Here is an 18,815-nt window from a genome sequence, read left to right on the forward strand (position 1 = left end):
CTCCTCAAGCCTTATAAGTTTTTCGCTTTTTCGAGTACATTTTCAATGCTACCGCAGTACAAGAATGCTTGTTCTGGAATATCATCATACTCACCGCTTAATAGGCCTTTAAAGCCAGCGATAGTCTCTTTAAGAGAAACGAAAATACCTTTTTGACCAGTAAATACTTCTGCTACGTGGTAAGGCTGAGTTAGGAAACGTTCAATCTTACGTGCACGAGATACTGTTAATTTATCTTCTTCAGATAATTCATCCATACCTAAAATAGCAATAATATCTTTCAGTTCTTTATAACGCTGAAGTACTGTCTGCACACCACGAGCAACATCATAGTGCTCTTGACCAACAACCAATGGATCAAGCTGACGTGACGTTGAATCCAATGGGTCAATCGCAGGGTATAGGCCCAATGCCGCGATATTACGGGACAGTACAACGGTTGCATCTAAGTGAGCAAAGGTTGTTGCTGGCGATGGGTCAGTCAAGTCATCGGCTGGTACATATACCGCTTGAATAGACGTAATAGAACCCGTTTTAGTTGAGGTAATACGCTCTTGTAGTACACCCATCTCTTCAGCCAATGTTGGCTGGTAACCTACCGCTGATGGCATACGGCCAAGCAGTGCTGATACTTCGGTACCTGCAAGTGTATAACGGTAGATATTATCGATGAACAGCAATACATCACGACCTTCATCACGGAAACTTTCCGCAATGGTTAAGCCTGTTAGTGCTACACGTAGACGGTTACCCGGTGGCTCGTTCATCTGCCCGTAAACCATGGCAACTTTATCAAGTACCCCGGCTTCTTTCATTTCATAGTAGAAGTCATTACCTTCACGAGTACGCTCACCCACACCGGTAAATACCGATAAACCTGAGTGTGCTTTAGCGATGTTGTTGATAAGCTCCATCATGTTAACGGTCTTACCTACACCCGCACCACCAAACAGACCCACTTTACCACCTTTGGCAAATGGACAAATAAGGTCAATAACCTTAACGCCGGTCTCTAACAGCTCAGAACTATTAGATTGATCTTCATATGACGGTGCTGCGCGGTGAATCGCATATTTTTTCTTTTCACCAATATCGCCACACTCATCGATTGGCGTACCCAATACGTTCATGATACGGCCAAGAGTTTCTTCACCTACAGGCACAGAAATTGGCGCATCAGTATTAACCACTTCCAAACCACGACGAAGACCGTCTGATGAACCCATTGCGATACAACGTACGACACCGCTACCAATTTGTTGCTGTACTTCTAATACAAGTGCTGCATGCTCACTGTCACTTAAGGTAAGCGCATCATATACTCGAGGCACGCTATCTTGATCAAACTCAACGTCAACGACAGCGCCGATGACTTTGACAATCTTACCAGTACTCATTTGATGTCCTTAAAATTCTGTTTAAACGGCTTGTGCCCCAGCTACGATTTCACTTAGCTCTTGGGTGATTGCTGCTTGACGGGCTTTGTTATATACCAGCTGAAGGTCATTAATCAGCTCACCCGCATTATCTGTTGCAGCTTTCATTGCCACCATTCGTGCTGCTTGTTCACAAGCGATACTCTCAACGGTGCCTTGATAGACTTGTGATTCGATATAACGAAGCATCAACTCATTGAGGATCGGTTTAGGATCAGGCTCATAGATATAATCCCAACGACTTTTATCATTCACATCATCTGACGCGTCTTGTTCAAGTTCTGGGTTTGGTAACAACTGAGTCACCTTGGGCTTTTGCACCATTGTATTTACAAACTCGTTGTAAACCAGGAACAAACGGTCAATTTTTCCTTGGTCGAAAAACTCCAACATGGCATTAACCGGGCCTAAAATATCTTCGAGTTTTGGTGAGTCACCAATACCTGATGTTTGTGCAATCACGTTGCCGAAGCGATGGAAAAACGAAATTGCTTTTGAACCGATCAAGGTGGTATCGACATCAACCCCTTGATCTCGCCATTGGCGCATATCTGCCATGGCTTTCTTGAACAAGTTAATGTTCAAACCACCACACAATCCTCGGTCTGAGGAAATAATGATGTAAGCTACTCGTTTAACTTCTCGCTCTTCAAGATAGGGATGCTTATATTCCAACGAACCGGAAGTTAGGTGCCCGATCACCTTACGCATATTCTCAGCGTAAGGGCGGGTCGCTTCCATGTTGTGTTGAACTTTACGCATCTTACTTGCGGCAACCATTTGCATTGCACTAGTGATCTTTTGCGTATTTTGTACGCTAGCGATTTTAGTGCGGATCTCTTTTGCATTTGCCATGGTTAGCTCCTATCTACATTCATACTGCGTCGTTCGGACGGAAAGTATTCGCGTTACTTAGTACGACTGCGTATCAACGAATGTTTTTAGAAGCTGATGCAGACTTGCTTCGATATCATCGTTGTAATTACCTGATTCATTGATTGAGGCAAGCAACTCGGCGTGCTGACTTTTTGCAAATGCCATCAATGCTTCTTCAAATGCACCAATTTGTGATAACTCAACACTGTTCAAGTAGCCTTTTTCAGCAGAGAAAATAGCAAGTGCTTGCTCTGCAACAGACATCGGTGCGTACTGCTTCTGTTTCATCAGCTCTGTTACTTTTTCACCGTGGTCAAGCTGCTTACGGGTTGCGTCATCTAGATCCGATGAGAACTGCGCAAATGCGGCTAATTCACGGTACTGCGCGAGTGCAGTACGAATACCGCCTGACAGCTTCTTGATGATTTTAGTCTGAGCTGCACCACCTACACGCGATACTGAAATACCTGGGTCAACGGCTGGACGTAAACCTGCGTTAAACAAGTTAGTCTGCAAGAAGATCTGACCATCAGTAATCGAAATTACGTTAGTTGGTACGAATGCTGATACGTCACCTGCTTGGGTTTCAATGATAGGTAACGCAGTTAATGAACCTGTTTGACCTGTTACTTCACCATTAGTGAAACGCTCAACATAGTTAGCATTTACACGTGATGCACGCTCTAGTAGACGTGAGTGAAGGTAGAACACATCACCAGGGAAGGCTTCACGACCTGGTGGACGCTTAAGCAATAGTGAAATTTGACGATAAGCGACCGCTTGTTTCGATAAATCATCGTATACGATTAGTGCATCTTCACCACGGTCACGGAAATACTCACCCATAGTACAACCAGCATAAGGTGCTAAGTACTGTAACGCTGCGGCTTCTGATGCCGATGCAACTACGACGATAGTATTTTGTAGGGCACCATTTTCTTCTAGCTTACGTACCACGTTAGCAATGGTTGACGCTTTTTGGCCAATCGCAACATATACCGAGTAGATGCCAGAATCTTTCTGGTTAATGATGGCATCAATCGCCATCGCTGTTTTACCTGTTTGACGGTCACCAATGATAAGCTCACGCTGACCACGACCGATTGGTACCATCGCATCAACCGCTTTGTAGCCCGTTTGGATAGGCTGATCAACCGACTTACGGTCAATAACACCAGGGGCAATGATTTCTACCGGTGCGAAACCGTCATTGTCTATAGCGCCTTTACCGTCAATTGGTTGACCTAGGGTATTCACTACACGCCCTAATAAACCTTTACCTACAGGTACTTCAAGAATACGGCCAGTACCTGTTACTTTCATGCCTTCTGCAAGGTCAGCATACGGGCCCATCACTACCGCACCCACTGAGTGGCGCTCTAAGTTAAGCGCTAATGCATAGCGGTTATCTGGCAGTTCAATCATCTCACCTTGCATAACATCAGCAAGACCATTGATATTAATAATACCGTCACTTACAGAGACGATAGTCCCTTCGTTACGTGCTTGACTTGTCACATTGAAGGTGGCGATTCGTTGTCTAATTAAATCGCTAATTTCATTCGAGTTTAGTTGCATATCTATTACCTATTACGCCTGAAGGCTCGTTGCGAGTCGGTTGATAGAGCTTTTAAGCGTACCGTCAATCACCAGCTCTCCAGCTTTGATCAGCATGCCGCCTACTAGCGTTTCATCGATGTGGCAATCAAGCTCAACACTGCGATTTAATTTTTTTTGCAGCGCCTGTACTAAATTGGCTTGTTGTTGAATGCTTAATGGCTCAGTCGTAGTGACATGCGCAGTAACCATGCGCTCATAATCATCTTTAAGCTCATGAAACAGTTCGACAACCTGAACGATCACATTTAGACGTCCATTTTCAGCCATTACTTTGATCAGGTTCTGGCCATGTTCATCCAGTAGACCTTCACAAATGCCCAAGAACATGTCAGTAAACGCTTCTGAGTCACTAGCACCTAACTGTTCGCTGTCTTCAATCTGCTGAGCAATGATTGGTTGACTAGCAACCGTTGCTGCGATGGTCAACATTTGCTCCCATTGTTCTAATGCCTGATTAGCAACTGCATAATCAAATGCAGCTTTGGCATAGGGCTGAGCAATGGTTAGTGGATCTGACATAATGTGCTCTCCAGTTACATATCCGTGATAAGTTTATTAACAAGATCGCGGTTAGCATCAGTATCCAAATTGCGATTAATCAGTTTCTGAGCCGTTTCAATGACCATATCGGACATTTCAGCACGTAGTTCCTGACGAATGCGATTACGTTCGCTTTCTAACTCTGCTTGACCTTGCGCTACAAGACGGGCTTTTTCTTTCTCGCCTTCAGCGTGGGCATCTTCGATAATCTGTGCTCGGCGCTTATTACCTTGCTCAACTAACTCACTCGCACTTTTCTTCGCATCTTCTAAAACTTTTGCGCCATTCGCTTTTGCGATGTCGAGTTCTTTAGCTGCGTTTTCTGTATGAATAAGCCCATCTGCAATTTCACGTTGGCGTTGCTCAATTAACGCAGTTAGCGGCGGCCAGACATACTTCATACATAGCCAAACAAAAATCACAAAAGAGATTGCTTGACCAAGCATGGTTGCATTTAAATTCATACCATCCTCACTATTTAAATAACGTTATGATTTATAACGGTAGTTCAGGCTATTAAGCCACAGCAAAGATGATGTAAAGACCAATACCAACACCAATCATAGGAACCGCATCGACAAGACCCATCATGATAAAGAACTGTGTACGTAGCATCGGCATAAGATCCGGCTGACGTGCAACACCTTCAAGGTATTTACCTGCTAAGTTACCGATACCTGCAGCAGCACCCGCCGCACCTAAACCAATCAGTAGTGCACCAGCAACATAAAGAACTGCACTTACAATATCCATGAATGACTCCAAAATTATTAAATAGTTAAAACTCAAATCGAACTTAATTTATTAATGTTCTTCTGTGGCCATAGCCAAATAAACAACCGTTAATACCATGAAGATAAACGCTTGTAAGAACACAATAAGAATGTGGAATAGTGCCCATGGAACGCTGAGCGCCCACTGCATCCACCACGGCATTAATGCAATAAGGATAAAAATCATCTCACCTGCATACATGTTGCCGAACAATCGAAGACCGAGAGAAATTGGTTTTGATATTAGTGTTACTAACTCCAAAACTAAATTCACCGGGTAAAGCCATGGACTTTCAAAAGGTTGAGTCGTTAGTTCTTTAATAAAACCACGCAATCCTTTTGTTTTTAGTGTGTAAATTATGATTAACATAAACACACCAATCGCCATCGACATAGGCACATTGACATCCGCAGAAGGTAATTCACGGAAATGCTCAAAACCAAGTAAGCGAGCAAATGCTGGAATGAAATCAACTGGCAATAAGTCAATTGTGTTCATAAGAAAAACCCAAACAAAAATAGTTAATGCCAATGGCCCAATTAACTTGTCTTTTGTTTGAAAAATTTCCTTAACAAGGTTATTTACAAATTCATAGGTTATTTCAATAAAACATTGCAACTTGCCCGGAACCCCACTGGTTCCTCGTGATGCAACATATCGAAAAACACCGATAAACAGTAAACCTAACAACCAAACCATGAGCATGGAGTCAATGTTAATGCTCCAAAAACCCTTACCCACAGTGAAGAATGTTAGATGGTGCTCAATATAATCGTGAGCGGTAGTTACTGATTCCACCTTACGTCATCCTAAATTGAGGTTTGTTAAGTATCGGAGTTAAAAAGCATCCTAAAAATGTAACACTATAAGCCAGCAACATAATTTCGCTATTAACCGGTATAAAACGAACCACTACCAATATCATTACCGCGGTATAAACCCATTTAACTAATGAATTCAGCTTGGCTAAATATTTGATATTAACTTCATCATTCTTCTTTAATTTATATGCTGCGCTCGCAAGCCCCAGCAAAGAAGGAATAACAGCAATCGCTACACCTATAATTGCAGATTTCACACCAAACGTATTATTTGTAATACAAATGAATAATGTAAATAAACATCCAAGTATTAACTGTCCGAGTAATATGACTTTTGCTGCAGAAAGAATATCGTTACACCCTGAGCCTGCTTTCATATTTAAATCCTCTACACCGTCTGTACTTTTATTATTACGACTCCTTATCTTAATTGCGTTTATTACAGATAATATAAAATCATTAATTAAAACAGCACTTACACTTCAAAAAATCTTATCGAAGTATAAAACTGAATAATTACTAAAATAATTTCTTATCATCATAAACATTCAATTACGCAGCTCCATTAAATATATAATAGAAATTTATATATTATGCGGTGCTTACTAATAGGCTTATATTTCAATATCTTTCAGCCTATCGTCTGCAGTACAAAATCTACGTGATCAGTTTTGTGATAGCCATCAAAATAAATGCAAACAATGATTACCATTTTTGGCTCTTGATGTTGATGCTCAAGATCGAGATTATCATGTGCGTATTACGCATAAGTAATCATTAACATTTTTTAATTTTTATTTACATTGCATTTTTGATATTCCTGATTCAGCCTCGTTTAAAAAAGCGCTATTTCATCCGTAATTGCACTATTGACCTTACTCTGACAAATGAGAAGCTATTAACAGCTCACATTCCCATTAACAAAAACACCCCAACAAGGCAACATTAATCCAGTGAAAAATAGTACTGCAATTTTCATCAACAAAGCCAAAAAACGCCATAATCAAAAATACAGTTATACTTTTTTTGATTATATAAACGCCAAAACGGCAGCCATTATTACCTGTCCAATCCATGGAAATTTTAAACAACGGCCAGATGTTCATCTTGCTGGGCATGGTTGCCAAGCCTGTTCTGGCACCAAAAAGCTGACGCTAAGTCAATTTATTGCTCGAGCTAACGCCATTCACAACAACAAATATACTTACGAGGAATTTATATATAAGGGGACATTACAGAAAGGGAGTATCCACTGTCAGATTCACGGTATTTTTAAACAAACACCAAACGCACATTTAGCAGGAAAAGGCTGTCCAATGTGTGCTTCGTCTCAATTAGTGTCACAAAGTGATTACATAAAGAAGGTAACTCAAATTCATAATAACCGTTATCAGTATGAACATTTCATCTATACAGGGGCTCTTAACAAAGGGGTTATAACATGCACGATTCATGGTAATTTTAGTCAACGAGCTGATGCACATTTGCGTGGTTCAGGATGCCCAAAATGTATAAAAAATCGTCAAAAAAAGACCACTAAACAATTCATCGCCAGTGCAAAAAATATTCATGGTGAACGCTATAATTATTCATTGTTTGAATACAAAAACATGAGAACAAAAGGCATTATTATTTGTAGTATTCATGGCGAATTCTTGCAATTACCAACGAATCATTTAGCTGGAAACGGATGTCAAAAATGTGCTTTGTTACGCAGAAAAAAAACCAAGAATATTAATAAGCAGCCACCGATTAAGTTATTACAGTCATATTAACGGTAAGCTATCAACTATAATTACAGCGGCTCTTCATCAATATTATAATATTCACCTTATTTGACCATTATAATAAGCAACACTTATCCTATATAAGGCAACACCTTTATTTTTAGCTACTGTCATTTAATGTGTCATATATTCACATTAAATTCCTTTACGACCATTCATATTGTTAGCTTAGATTTAAACGTTAAATTTTACTTGGTTACTACTAAAACAACATTGGGGATCGTCGCATTGTCAGTTACACTAAGTACTAATTAACGACGTCCCTTTAATAAGTCACTAAGACGGCATACAACATGACACAGAAAAATAACCCGCTACACGGCATTACGTTAGAAAAAGTATTAATTGAACTTGTTGAGCATTATGGCTGGAATGAATTAGGGGCACGGATTAACATTCGTTGCTTTAATGATGATCCAAGCATCAAATCAAGCCTCAAATTTCTACGTAAGACCGAATGGGCACGTACAAAAGTTGAAAACTTGTACCTTGATATGGTTCGCTAGTCATCACTGATAAAAAAGCCGCGATATTCATCACATCATAAGATGTTGAATATCACGGCTAGTTAGATACTTTACTTATTCAGCACAAAGGGCTGCAACAACCGCTAATCGACGTTGGGATTGAGTCACAAACGGATTATTAGTATCCCATGCATAGCCAGCAAGAATAGCGCAAATCATCTGTTTAATTTTACGATCAGGATTGGGATGAAAAATCACACGCTGTAGCTCACCTGAATACCACCCTTCAACATAGGTACGAAACGTATCAACACCTAGCATCAGAGGTTGTGCATAATCACATTGCCAATCAACCTGCTCACCGGCGAATGAACGCGTTAATACGTTGGCTGCTAATTGTGCCGATTTCATTGCAATAGTGACACCTGAAGAAAATACCGGATCTAAAAACTCACCAGCATTACCTAACAAAGCGTAATTTGAGGTTGCCAATTGAGTAACGTTGGCTGAATAACCTTCAATGGTTGCCGCTGTTATTGGATATTCTGCCGCGGCTAAAATTGTTGCCAGTCCCGGTTCTTCATTAACTAGCTGTTTTAATACTGCGAGTGAATCATCACCATAATCAGCTAGCCACTGTGGTGGAGCAACGACACCCAGTGAACAGGTACCATTACTGAACGGAATCAACCAATACCACACATCAGCAGAGTGAGGATGAACGGAGATTAAAATCTTATTACGATCATAATCAACCGAACACTTTTCGGCATTAATATGATCGGTAACATGACAAAATATCGCTTGCCGTGGTGGCAAGTGTGATGGCTTTTCTAACGCCAGTAAGCGTGGTAATACTCGCCCAAAACCACTGGCATCTAGTACAAAGTCAGCTTCTAATGTATATGATTTTTTATCCGCTCCAGTGACAGTAAGCACTGACTTAGATTCTAAGCATTCAATCGCTTCAACTGCGTGTTCGTAACGAATCTCAACGCCTTGAGTAACCGCCTCATCAGCTAATACTTTATCAAACTGTCCTCGCTGAACTTGATAAGTTGTTGCAGATCCTGCTGTGAATTTATCGTTAAAATCAAAAGTGGTATACTTATCTTGATAACGAAACGCAGCCCCATCTTTAAACTGAAATCCCGCAGCCGTAACAGCATCAAGCATCTTCGCTTGCTCTATCACCTCCATACATGCAGGTAATAAACTTTCGCCAATTGAAAAACGCGGAAAGGTACTTTTTTCTAGCACAATAACGTCAATCTGTTGTTGATGTAACAATGCTGCAGCCACAGATCCAGAAGGACCTGCACCGATAATCACGACTTGCGTACGCTGTTGTTGAGTCACTATCACTATCCTTATTTTATCCTGCTTGTAGCGTCAGTAACGTATGGCCTAAGCCAATATCATCTTCGCGTTCTGTCACAATAAAACCGGCCTCTGCTACCAGCTCTAAAAAATCTTCACTGCGATAAAAGCGACTATTACCATTCGCTAAACAAGTAAAGTATAGCGAGGTTGCATTTAAACAATAAGAGGCAGCCTCATAGCGCTGAGCATCCCAAAATAATTCTAAAATATACACTTTGGCATCAAGACGCATTGCTTGTCTTACACGACGTAAAATACTTAAAATTTCCATCGGTGAAAAACAATCTAAAAACTGGCTCATCCACCACACATCAGCCCCTTGAGGTAAAGCTTGCTTGCGATCAAGCATATCAACAGCATAACCCTTTATGCGTTCAGAAAATCCAGCCTGCTGTGCATGTTCAAGGGCTACCGCTATCTGTTGAGGCAAATCAATAATCGTCACTTCGACATCTTTATTATGCTGACAACATTGTAATGCCCACTTACCAGTATTACCGCCGATATCAAAAACTCGCTGTGGAGGCTGAGCAAACACTTTGGCTAATAACAACGGAAATGAACGATCAGAATAAAAATGATCAAATGCAAACCAGCTTTGTTTCGCTTGAGGCGGTAATTGTGACAGCCCTTGGTATATGGTTGACCAATCGCCGAGTTCTTTAAGTCCAGCGGGTTTACCCTGTTGAATAGATTGTGTTAAATGCATCATTGCGGCGTAACAAACATCCGCCGTGAAATCCATATTGGCGTTGGTCATGCCATCATGTAATAAAAAATAGCCAAGATTAGCTAAACAATATCTGTCTTGCTGCCAAGTAACAATATGGGCACTTAGCGCCATGTCTAATAAGACTTTAACACCATATTCTGACACCTCGGTCGCGACGGAAATTTGCTCAGCACTAAGTCCTTTTTTACCCGCATCATCCAATACTTGTAATATTTTTAAATCACGTAACGTTCGAGCGGTATGAAAAACTATTGGCGAAAAAGCTAATTTTTGAGCTTCTGTTTTCGCCGCTAATGCATTAAATGGATCGTTAGTAAAACCTGTCACACTGAGCCTATAATCAAGGTGGAGATAAATGATATCGCTATTTTAATGGGCTAATTTCAAGATGTACTGTTTAAAAACAAACAATATTAATAATTACTCCAATCTCAATAATCTAAAAAATATGCCATCAAAATAAAAAGATTTAATTGATGCTGATAAATTGCACAGTTATCTGATTGATTTAATGATAAACTTTATATTTATTTGTCTTATTGCTACCAATGCCCTAATTATGTCGCTGTTTGTGTGGAGCCTATGAATACCATTCATTTCAATATTGATCATTGGATTGCCCTTGCCCCTGGTTTAGCCACCCAACAAGATTGGCAGAGTTGGGCTAACACTCCATCATTTATAGAGCCTCAACCACCAGCAGCCGATAAAATTCCCCCGATGATGCGCCGCCGTATGAGCCCACTGAGTAAATTGGCACTACAAGCAGCTTTGATGGCCACTGAATCAAATAATATCGATTATATTGTTTTTGCCAGTCGTCATGGTGAATTACACCGTACCGTCGATTTAATTAACGATATTATTAATGGTGACGACGCTTCACCGATTGCTTTTTCACAATCAGTCCATAATACCGCAGCTGGCTTATACACTATTGCCACCAAACAACCCATCGCGGTGACATCATTAGCTGGCGGTGAAAACAATCTTCATATGGCACTGATTGAAGTCGCCTGTTACCTCAATCAATTCCCGCAGCATCGCGTACTGGTGGTTGATTTTGATCAACCATTACCAGCACCGTATCAGCAGTTTGAGCATCATCACTATCCAAGCTTTGCACTCGCGATGGTGATATCAACCGGTAATAACTATCAGTTAAGTTGGCAATCAACAGTCACATCAACCACTCAACGCTACCATACCGTAAGTTGCTATCCACAAACACTGACGATAATTAAGCATCTTGCTAATCAAGATAGTCAATGGTCTATTGAGGCTCAAAATCAACACTGGCAGTGGCAATATCAATCATGAATTCAGCTTCTATCACTCAATGGCTTAATAAACGTTGGCGGCTTATTGCAACCGCTGGCTGTTTTGTTCTGTTTGGCACTGGTGCGTTAGTGCTTACTTTTATTATATTCCCGATAATATCAGGGCTAAGTAAAAACGCTCAACAACGTGAAATGAAAGTACAAACCATTATTCAGCGTTCGTTTAATTTTTTTTGTCGTACGATGCGATTTTTAAAAGTGATTGATTATCAGTTTGATAATTTAGCGGCGTTGCAAGCTGACAAGCAATGCATCATTGTTGCTAATCATCCGAGCTTAATTGACTATGTACTTATTGCATCGCAGTTACCCCAATGCGATTGTCTTGTCAAAGCGGCTATTTGGCATAATCCTTTTATTAAGGGCATTGTTAAAGCGGCGGGTTATATTCCTAATCGCGATCCTGAGTCACTATTAGATATCAGTAATCAACGTTTGCAACAAGGTAATGTATTACTGATATTTCCAGAAGGTACTCGAACAACGACTACTGCAGCAGCAAAATTACAGCGTGGAGCAGCACAAATCGCGATACGTAGTCAGGTTAATATACGAGTGATTCATATAACGGTATCGCCGAGCTTTTTAACTAAAGAGCAAAAGTGGTATCAAATACTCGACCAAAAACCCTTTTTTTTCATTGAAGTAAAAAATAAAATCAGTGTCACACCGTATTTAGCCGAGCATCACTCTCCAACCACAGCTGCTCGACAACTTAATAAACATTTAGCCAGTGCTATTTTTCCAACCGATAGTTAAGCTACATTTATACTGTCGTTAACCTTAACCAGAAGTAGGTAATATGGAACAACTACATACAGAATTAAAAACATTAATTATCGATGTGTTAAATTTGGAAGATATTACCGTTGAGGATATCGATACCCATGCCCCTCTGTTTAACGATGGCCTCGGGTTAGATTCTATTGATGCCCTCGAACTTGGACTAGCAATCAAGAAAACATACAATATTGTTATTGATGCAGATGACACTAACACGCGTCAACATTTTGCATCTGTAGCCAATCTTGCTGATTATATCTTCCAGAACAAAGCGTAATTATTATGACTCAAATGAATAACGACCAGATTTTTGACCAAGTTAAAGCACTTTTAGTAGAGCTGTTTGAACTTGATGCTAACGATATCCATTTAGACTCTCATCTTTATCAAGACCTTGATCTTGATAGCATTGATGCGGTTGATCTCGTTGTACGTTTACAAAATTTGACCGGTAAAAAAATTCAAGCTGATGAGTTTAAAACAGTACGTACCGTTAATGATGTTGTTATCGCTGTTGCTGATTTACTTAAGGCTTAATAATGATAATGCGTCTGCTAACAATATTGTCAGCATTAGCGTTACTTGCTTACCCCGTTGCCGTTTATTACGGTATTAGTCGTTGGGGAATAGTAACCGTTGGTGCTTTATTGGCAGTATTTTTTATTGTTCGAATTATTGCAGCGAAGCAGACGCAGCTTAAAGAACTAAAATATATTGGCTGGTTAAGCGGTGGCGCAGGCATTACCTTAGTCACATTAGGTGCACTTTTTCGGCAACATGGGTTGTTGCTCTATTACCCGGTTATTGTCAATGCACTAATGCTAGGGCTATTTAGTAGCAGTTTATGGCAACAACAAAGCTTAATCGAGCGGATTGCACGCTTACAAGAACCCGATTTACCTGCTAGCGGTGTAAGCTACACCCGTAAAGTGACGCAGATATGGTGCGTATTTTTTATTATCAATGGCACTATTGCTTTCATTACTTGTCTGATGTCATTACACATATGGACATTATATAACGGTTTTATCAGCTATATATTAGCAGGCAGCTTATTTGGCACTGAGTGGGTATTTCGCCAGTGGTATCGCCGTAAAAACACCGATTAAGTAAGCACTAACTTTTATTATAAACCCTCGAGAACGGTCATGGATACAGCTATAACACCTGCTGCATTAATTTCACTATCGACTTTAATGCAACGCCCTACTCATCATCTTAATCCGGTGGCAATTAATGGTCTCAGTCAGCATTCATGGACGCAGTTTCGAGCAGATGTTTTTTGTTTAAGCCAGCAATTAGCCCCCATAGAACAATCGCGAATTGCAGTGTGTTGCAAAGATAGCTATGTGTTTGCTGTTGCTTTTATGGCCGTTATTCATGCAAATAAGCAACTGATATTACCCAGTAATCATCAACCCGCAGCACTGGCTGAATTAAGTGCACATTTTGATATGCTATTACATGATGCAGAAATGACTGTTGATGCTTCATTAACCGCTATCAATATCTCAACCTTACTCAATAAGCCACAGCAACCTGTTGTGGCTGAAGTGGTTTTTTCAGCACTCACGCTAACTGATATTGAATTAACCTTGTTTACCTCTGGTTCAAGTGGCACGCCTAAAGCGATCATTAAAACCCTTGATTTACTGGATAACGAAATCGCTCAACTGGAAACGATTTGGGGTCAACAATTACGCCACAGCCATATTTGCAGTACGGTCTCGCATCAACATATTTATGGCTTATTATTTCGTGTACTGTGGCCGTTATGTAGCGGACGTAGTTTTGATTGTTTTAATCTTGAATATCCTGAACAGGTCACAGCGCAAGCTTCAACCAATAACACCTTAATCAGTAGTCCGGCATTATTAAAGCGCCTCAATAATCATGTCACAACTACACCGTACAAGGCGGTATTTTCATCTGGCGGCCCTCTGCCCTTTCTTGCTGCACAACAGTGTCTACAATTATGTAAGACACTGCCTTTTGAAGTGTTTGGCAGTACTGAAACAGGGGGAATTGGTTATCGTCAGCAACAGCAGCCCACCACGCCATGGTCACGTTTTAAAGTGGTTAAGATTGCGCTCAATGTTGAGCAATGCTTAAAAATTTGCTCTCCTTTTGTCGATGCCAAACATTGGTATCAGACTTGTGATCACTGTGTATTGATTGACGATGATCATTTTGAACTCAAAGGCCGCACTGATCGCGTCATTAAAATTGAAGAAAAACGCATATCGCTCACTGAAATTGAACAGCGCTTGTGCCAACTTGAATCGATCAATGAAGCGGCAGTCCTGCCGTTAGAGTATCAGCAACGAATACACATTGGCGCGGTGATCACTCTAACAGCACAAGGTGTTGAGCAACTAGAGCTGATGGGGAAAGGCAAATTTTGGTTACTGTTACGCCAACAATTACGCCAATGGATAGAGCCTATCGCTATTCCTCGTCATTTTCGTCCAGTGACTGAAATTCCCTTAAATAGCCAAGGCAAACGACTAATTCGTGAGCTTGAAAATCTGTTTAACATTCCTAACCAATAAGTAATAACGACCAATGAATAGACCAATGCCGACTTTAGTTGACCGCCATATTGTTGACCATCATGCTGTTATTACTTTATGTGTCGATAGTGAATTAGATGATTTTAAGGGCCACTTTCCAAACTTTGCGTTGTTACCTGGTGTCAGCCAGCTTGATTGGGCGGTCCATTTTGCACGGGATTGTTTTCAAAATATGCCAACCGCGTTTGGAGGAATGGATGTGATTAAATTTCAACAACCCATTTTACCCAACAGCACCATCATCCTGACGCTTGATTGGAACGTTGACAAACAAAAATTACATTTTAGCTTTAGTTCTACAACGCCTGTAAACGAACAAATCATTCACTCTTCTGGCAGAATAAGCATGAGAGCAGCAGCATGAGTTGGTTTCACCCCTGTTTTATTATCCCTTGTTATAACCACGGCCAAACTGTACCTGCTATTATTGATGCATTAGACACTTTTGCTTATCCCATTATTATTATTGATGATGGCAGTAACCAGCCGACCAAAGATATCCTTATCCAACAGGCACAGCGTAATAATGTCACTGTTATTACTTTACCCAAGAATCGCGGAAAAGGTGGCGCAGTAATCGCCGCTATACACCATGCCCATCAGCATAATTATAGCCATGCGATTCAGATAGATGCAGATGGACAACATGATCTTGAAGCATTGCAAAATCTACTTCATTTATCGCATCAACACCCTAGCGCAATGATTTCAGGTAAGCCGATTTACGATGCATCAGTGCCTAAATCACGCTTATACGGTCGCTATATCACTCATTTTTGGGTATGGATTGAAACACTGTCATTAGATATTAAAGACAGTATGTGTGGCTTTCGTAGTTATCCTATCGAGCCAATAATTCCACTGTTAGCACAACGCCATTTTAGTCAGAGAATGGAATTTGATACTGAGATAATGGTGTATTTTTATTGGAATAATGGTGAGATTCAGTTTTTAGATACCAAGGTTATCTACCCCGAAGGAGGAATTTCTCATTTTGATGCATTATGGGATAACCTTAAAATCAGTTGGATGCATACCAAATTATTCTGCGGTATGTTGCCGCGTATACCCAGGTTACTCAAACGTCGCCGTTCACGCTCACAGCACTGGTCAAATAATAGCGAACGAGGCACTATTTTAGGTATTAAAATCCTATTGGCTATCTATAGCCTGCTAGGACGTAACGCCGTCAATGGCTTATTAAAATTAGTGATTGGTTATTATTATTTAACCAGTAAAAGTGCTCGTCAGGCTTCAGAGCACTATTTACAACAATTGCACCACTATGCCGAGCAGCAGCAACTGCAATTACCAACCAATCTTTCTAGCTATCAGCATTTATTGTCATTTGGTCACACAACGCTTGATAAACTTGCCGCTTGGAAAGGAGATTACGACGCCAATAATCTCACTATTCATGGTCAGCATCACTTTGATAATATTGTTGCCAGTAAGCAAGGTGTGGTCATTATTGGCTCGCACTTAGGTAATCTTGAATTATGTCGTGCCCTTAGCCAACGCCATAAAAATATTAAAATTAATGCATTAGTTTTTACTGAGCATGCGGCGCGTTTTAATCATGTTTTAAACGCAATCAATCCAGATTCTAACCTCAATCTTATTCATGTTAATCAACTCGGCGCAGATACTGCCATTATTCTTCAACAAAAAATAGAACGAGGAGAATGGGTGGTTATCGTCGGCGATCGCACCTCGGTTGCCAATGAGACTCGTGTTAGTTGGGCTAATTTTCTCGGCCAACAAGCGCCGTTTCCACAAGGCCCATTTATTCTTGCGGCGATCCTAAAAACTCCGGTTTATTTATTATTTGGCCTACGTGATGATAGCCAAACAACCCCACACTTCGATGTCTATTTTGAGTCACTTAGTGAGCAAATAATATTACCTCGCGCCACGCGTAATGCTGCTCTACAAACAGTGGTTGAACGCTATGCAACTCGCCTTGAGCACTACACACTACAAGCACCATTACAATGGTACAACTTTTTTAATTTTTGGCAGCTTAGTGGAAAAAAAGATGACAAATAACTCTCACGCAATCCCCCAACAAACCATTCGCTTTGGTGCTGAACGACTCACGATTGAAGATGTGGTCGCCATCAGTAATGGCGCCGCTGCTGAAATGAACACTGATGCCGCATTTAGCAGTAAAATCGATCGTGGCGTCGCTTTTCTTGAACGATTATTAAAAGAAGAAGGGGTCATATACGGCGTGACGACCGGTTATGGTGATTCATGCACCGTAGCGATCCCGACTCATCTTGTCGATGATCTTCCGCTTAACCTTACCCGTTTTCATGGCTGTGGTTTAGGCGATGATCTTGATCATCAACAGGCGCGCGCTGTACTCGCGACTCGTTTATGTTCATTGGCTCAAGGGGTATCTGGTGTTAGTCACCCACTACTCAATCAAATTGTTACTTTGATCAATCATGATATTAGCCCTCGAATTCCACAAGAAGGTTCGGTCGGTGCCAGTGGTGATTTAACCCCATTATCTTATCTCGCAGCGACACTGATTGGTGAGCGCGAAGTAATTTACCAAGGTCAAATTCGCCCAACTGCAGACGTGTTTAAAGAGTTGGGTATCAAACCTATCAAACTCAAGCCCAAAGAAGGCTTAGCATTGATGAACGGCACTTCAGTGATGACAGCATTGGCTTGTATTGCTTATAAACGCGCAGAGTATCTGGCTCAACTAGCGACCAAAATTACCGCTATGGTGTCAGTGGGCATTCAAGGTAACGCTTTCCACTTTGATGAAGCCTTATTTGCAGTAAAGCCCCACCCAGGCCAACAGCAAATCGCCAGCTGGTTACGCTCAGATCTGCAAGCTGAACGTCCACCCCGTAACAGTGATCGTTTACAAGATCGTTACTCATTGCGTTGCGCGCCGCATGTGATTGGAGTGCTGCAAGATAGCCTGCCATGGCTGCGCCAAATGATCGAAAATGAACTCAATAGTGCCAACGACAACCCCATCATTGATGGTGATAACGAACGCGTACTTCATGGCGGTCATTTTTACGGGGGTCATATTGCGATGGCGATGGATATGCTTAAAACAGCAGTAGCTAATATTGCTGATTTGCTTGATCGTCAAATGGCACAGTTAATGGATTATAAGTTCAATAATGGATTACCTTTTAACTTAACTGGCGCGACAGGTGAGCGTAAACCGATTAATCATGGTTTTAAAGCGGTCCAAATTGGTATTTCTGCATGGACAGCCGAGGCGTTAAAACACACCATGCCAGCAAGCGTATTTTCACGCTCCACTGAATGCCATAATCAAGATAAAGTCAGTATGGGCACCATTGCATCTCGTGACTGTTTACGCGTATTACAATTGACTGAACAAGTCACTGCGGCATCGCTATTAGCGGCAACTCAAGCCATTGAACTGCGTAAACGTGAGCATCAGCTGACAGATACTAATATCAGTCCAGCGTTACAAGCGATGCAACAAGCTGTCCTGAGCGATTTTGAGTTTGTGATTGAAGATCGTCCATTAGAACAAGATTTACGTCATTTCATCAATAAGATCCAACATCAACATTGGTCATTATATTGATCGCTAATGATCGGTTAACAACTATTTGATCTTACGTGGCCTTGACCTTAGTGCAAGGCCATTCGATGATGGTTAGCTTTGATGTAT

General features: G+C 41.0%; 21 protein-coding genes. 11 read left to right on the forward strand and 10 right to left on the reverse strand.

Features of this window, described 5'->3' with window-relative positions; translation table 11 throughout:
• Positions 1-11 precede the first annotated feature (11 nt).
• Genes atpD through PMAL9190_RS09185 form a run of 8 tightly spaced genes read right to left on the reverse strand, consistent with a single transcriptional unit; the run spans position 12 to position 6,444 of the window.
• Complete coding sequence (gene atpD, locus PMAL9190_RS09150; RefSeq protein ID WP_087844874.1) at positions 12-1,397, reverse strand: F0F1 ATP synthase subunit beta; 1,386 nt, start codon at positions 1,395-1,397, stop codon at positions 12-14.
• Positions 1,398-1,418: 21 nt separating this feature from the next.
• On the reverse strand, positions 1,419-2,291 hold the full coding sequence (atpG, locus tag PMAL9190_RS09155) for a F0F1 ATP synthase subunit gamma (RefSeq protein WP_087844875.1): 873 nt from the start codon (positions 2,289-2,291) through the stop codon (positions 1,419-1,421).
• Between the two features lie 57 nt (positions 2,292-2,348).
• On the reverse strand, positions 2,349-3,890 hold the full coding sequence (gene atpA / locus PMAL9190_RS09160) for a F0F1 ATP synthase subunit alpha (protein WP_087844876.1): 1,542 nt from the start codon (positions 3,888-3,890) through the stop codon (positions 2,349-2,351).
• Between the two features lie 12 nt (positions 3,891-3,902).
• Entirely contained in the window at positions 3,903-4,451 is a 549-nt protein-coding gene (locus tag PMAL9190_RS09165) for a F0F1 ATP synthase subunit delta (protein WP_065167180.1), read from the reverse strand.
• 14 nt (positions 4,452-4,465) lie between these two features.
• The gene (atpF, locus tag PMAL9190_RS09170) at positions 4,466-4,936 is read right to left on the reverse strand and encodes a F0F1 ATP synthase subunit B (RefSeq protein ID WP_065167181.1); all 471 of its coding nucleotides are present in this window, start codon (positions 4,934-4,936) and stop codon (positions 4,466-4,468) included.
• A 52-nt stretch (positions 4,937-4,988) separates the two neighbouring features.
• Positions 4,989-5,225 (reverse strand): F0F1 ATP synthase subunit C, encoded by a 237-nt coding sequence (gene atpE / locus PMAL9190_RS09175; RefSeq protein ID WP_036791577.1) that lies wholly within the window; start codon positions 5,223-5,225, stop codon positions 4,989-4,991.
• A gap of 51 nt (positions 5,226-5,276) precedes the next feature.
• Positions 5,277-6,044 (reverse strand): F0F1 ATP synthase subunit A, encoded by a 768-nt coding sequence (gene atpB / locus PMAL9190_RS09180; RefSeq protein WP_065167182.1) that lies wholly within the window; start codon positions 6,042-6,044, stop codon positions 5,277-5,279.
• Position 6,045: 1 nt separating this feature from the next.
• Positions 6,046-6,444, reverse strand: coding sequence for an ATP synthase subunit I (locus PMAL9190_RS09185; RefSeq protein ID WP_087844877.1), 399 nt, complete (start codon positions 6,442-6,444; stop codon positions 6,046-6,048).
• A gap of 576 nt (positions 6,445-7,020) precedes the next feature.
• On the opposite strand from PMAL9190_RS09185, the gene PMAL9190_RS09190 reads away from it, so the two are divergent.
• Together PMAL9190_RS09190 and PMAL9190_RS09195 are read left to right on the forward strand one after the other, a co-directional pair.
• Positions 7,021-7,842, forward strand: coding sequence for a DUF723 domain-containing protein (locus PMAL9190_RS09190; RefSeq protein ID WP_087844878.1), 822 nt, complete (start codon positions 7,021-7,023; stop codon positions 7,840-7,842).
• A 305-nt stretch (positions 7,843-8,147) separates the two neighbouring features.
• Positions 8,148-8,360 carry a VF530 family protein gene (locus PMAL9190_RS09195; RefSeq protein WP_065167185.1) on the forward strand — a complete coding sequence of 71 codons (213 nt, stop codon included), beginning with the start codon at positions 8,148-8,150 and terminating at the stop codon, positions 8,358-8,360.
• Positions 8,361-8,435: 75 nt separating this feature from the next.
• On the opposite strand, the gene PMAL9190_RS09200 is transcribed toward PMAL9190_RS09195, so the two are convergent.
• Both PMAL9190_RS09200 and PMAL9190_RS09205 read right to left on the reverse strand, forming a co-directional pair.
• Positions 8,436-9,680 carry an NAD(P)/FAD-dependent oxidoreductase gene (locus PMAL9190_RS09200; RefSeq protein ID WP_087844879.1) on the reverse strand — a complete coding sequence of 415 codons (1,245 nt, stop codon included), beginning with the start codon at positions 9,678-9,680 and terminating at the stop codon, positions 8,436-8,438.
• A 16-nt stretch (positions 9,681-9,696) separates the two neighbouring features.
• Positions 9,697-10,764: a methyltransferase gene (locus PMAL9190_RS09205; protein ID WP_087844880.1), complete on the reverse strand. Its 1,068-nt coding sequence runs from the start codon at positions 10,762-10,764 to the stop codon at positions 9,697-9,699.
• Positions 10,765-11,019: 255 nt separating this feature from the next.
• Between PMAL9190_RS09205 and PMAL9190_RS09210 the strand changes: the two genes are divergently transcribed.
• The 9 genes from PMAL9190_RS09210 to PMAL9190_RS09250 are packed head-to-tail and all read left to right on the forward strand — an operon-like array spanning position 11,020 to position 18,728.
• Positions 11,020-11,757, forward strand: a complete 738-nt coding sequence (locus PMAL9190_RS09210; RefSeq protein ID WP_087844881.1) for a beta-ketoacyl synthase chain length factor — start codon at positions 11,020-11,022, stop codon at positions 11,755-11,757.
• Positions 11,754-12,536 (forward strand): lysophospholipid acyltransferase family protein, encoded by a 783-nt coding sequence (locus PMAL9190_RS09215; protein ID WP_087844882.1) that lies wholly within the window; start codon positions 11,754-11,756, stop codon positions 12,534-12,536. The genes PMAL9190_RS09210 and PMAL9190_RS09215 overlap by 4 nt, the downstream gene beginning before the upstream one ends.
• A gap of 43 nt (positions 12,537-12,579) precedes the next feature.
• Entirely contained in the window at positions 12,580-12,837 is a 258-nt protein-coding gene (locus tag PMAL9190_RS09220) for a phosphopantetheine-binding protein (protein WP_060996818.1), read from the forward strand.
• A gap of 5 nt (positions 12,838-12,842) precedes the next feature.
• The gene (locus tag PMAL9190_RS09225; protein WP_087820616.1) at positions 12,843-13,097 is read left to right on the forward strand and encodes an acyl carrier protein; all 255 of its coding nucleotides are present in this window, start codon (positions 12,843-12,845) and stop codon (positions 13,095-13,097) included.
• Between the two features lie 8 nt (positions 13,098-13,105).
• The gene (locus PMAL9190_RS09230; protein ID WP_087844975.1) at positions 13,106-13,669 is read left to right on the forward strand and encodes a COG4648 family protein; all 564 of its coding nucleotides are present in this window, start codon (positions 13,106-13,108) and stop codon (positions 13,667-13,669) included.
• A 39-nt stretch (positions 13,670-13,708) separates the two neighbouring features.
• A complete protein-coding gene (locus PMAL9190_RS09235; protein WP_087844883.1) occupies positions 13,709-15,112 on the forward strand; it encodes an AMP-binding protein in 1,404 nt (467 codons plus the stop codon).
• Positions 15,113-15,137: 25 nt separating this feature from the next.
• Positions 15,138-15,497: an ApeI family dehydratase gene (locus PMAL9190_RS09240; RefSeq protein ID WP_235004329.1), complete on the forward strand. Its 360-nt coding sequence runs from the start codon at positions 15,138-15,140 to the stop codon at positions 15,495-15,497.
• Positions 15,494-17,182: a glycosyltransferase family 2 protein gene (locus PMAL9190_RS09245; protein ID WP_087844885.1), complete on the forward strand. Its 1,689-nt coding sequence runs from the start codon at positions 15,494-15,496 to the stop codon at positions 17,180-17,182. Before PMAL9190_RS09240 ends, PMAL9190_RS09245 begins: the two co-directional genes overlap by 4 nt.
• The gene (locus tag PMAL9190_RS09250) at positions 17,172-18,728 is read left to right on the forward strand and encodes an HAL/PAL/TAL family ammonia-lyase (protein WP_065167194.1); all 1,557 of its coding nucleotides are present in this window, start codon (positions 17,172-17,174) and stop codon (positions 18,726-18,728) included. The genes PMAL9190_RS09245 and PMAL9190_RS09250 overlap by 11 nt, the downstream gene beginning before the upstream one ends.
• Positions 18,729-18,815: the final 87 nt, after the last annotated feature.

The sequence above is a fragment of the Photobacterium malacitanum genome (assembly GCF_900185615.1).
In the GTDB taxonomy this organism is placed as follows: domain Bacteria; phylum Pseudomonadota; class Gammaproteobacteria; order Enterobacterales; family Vibrionaceae; genus Photobacterium; species Photobacterium malacitanum.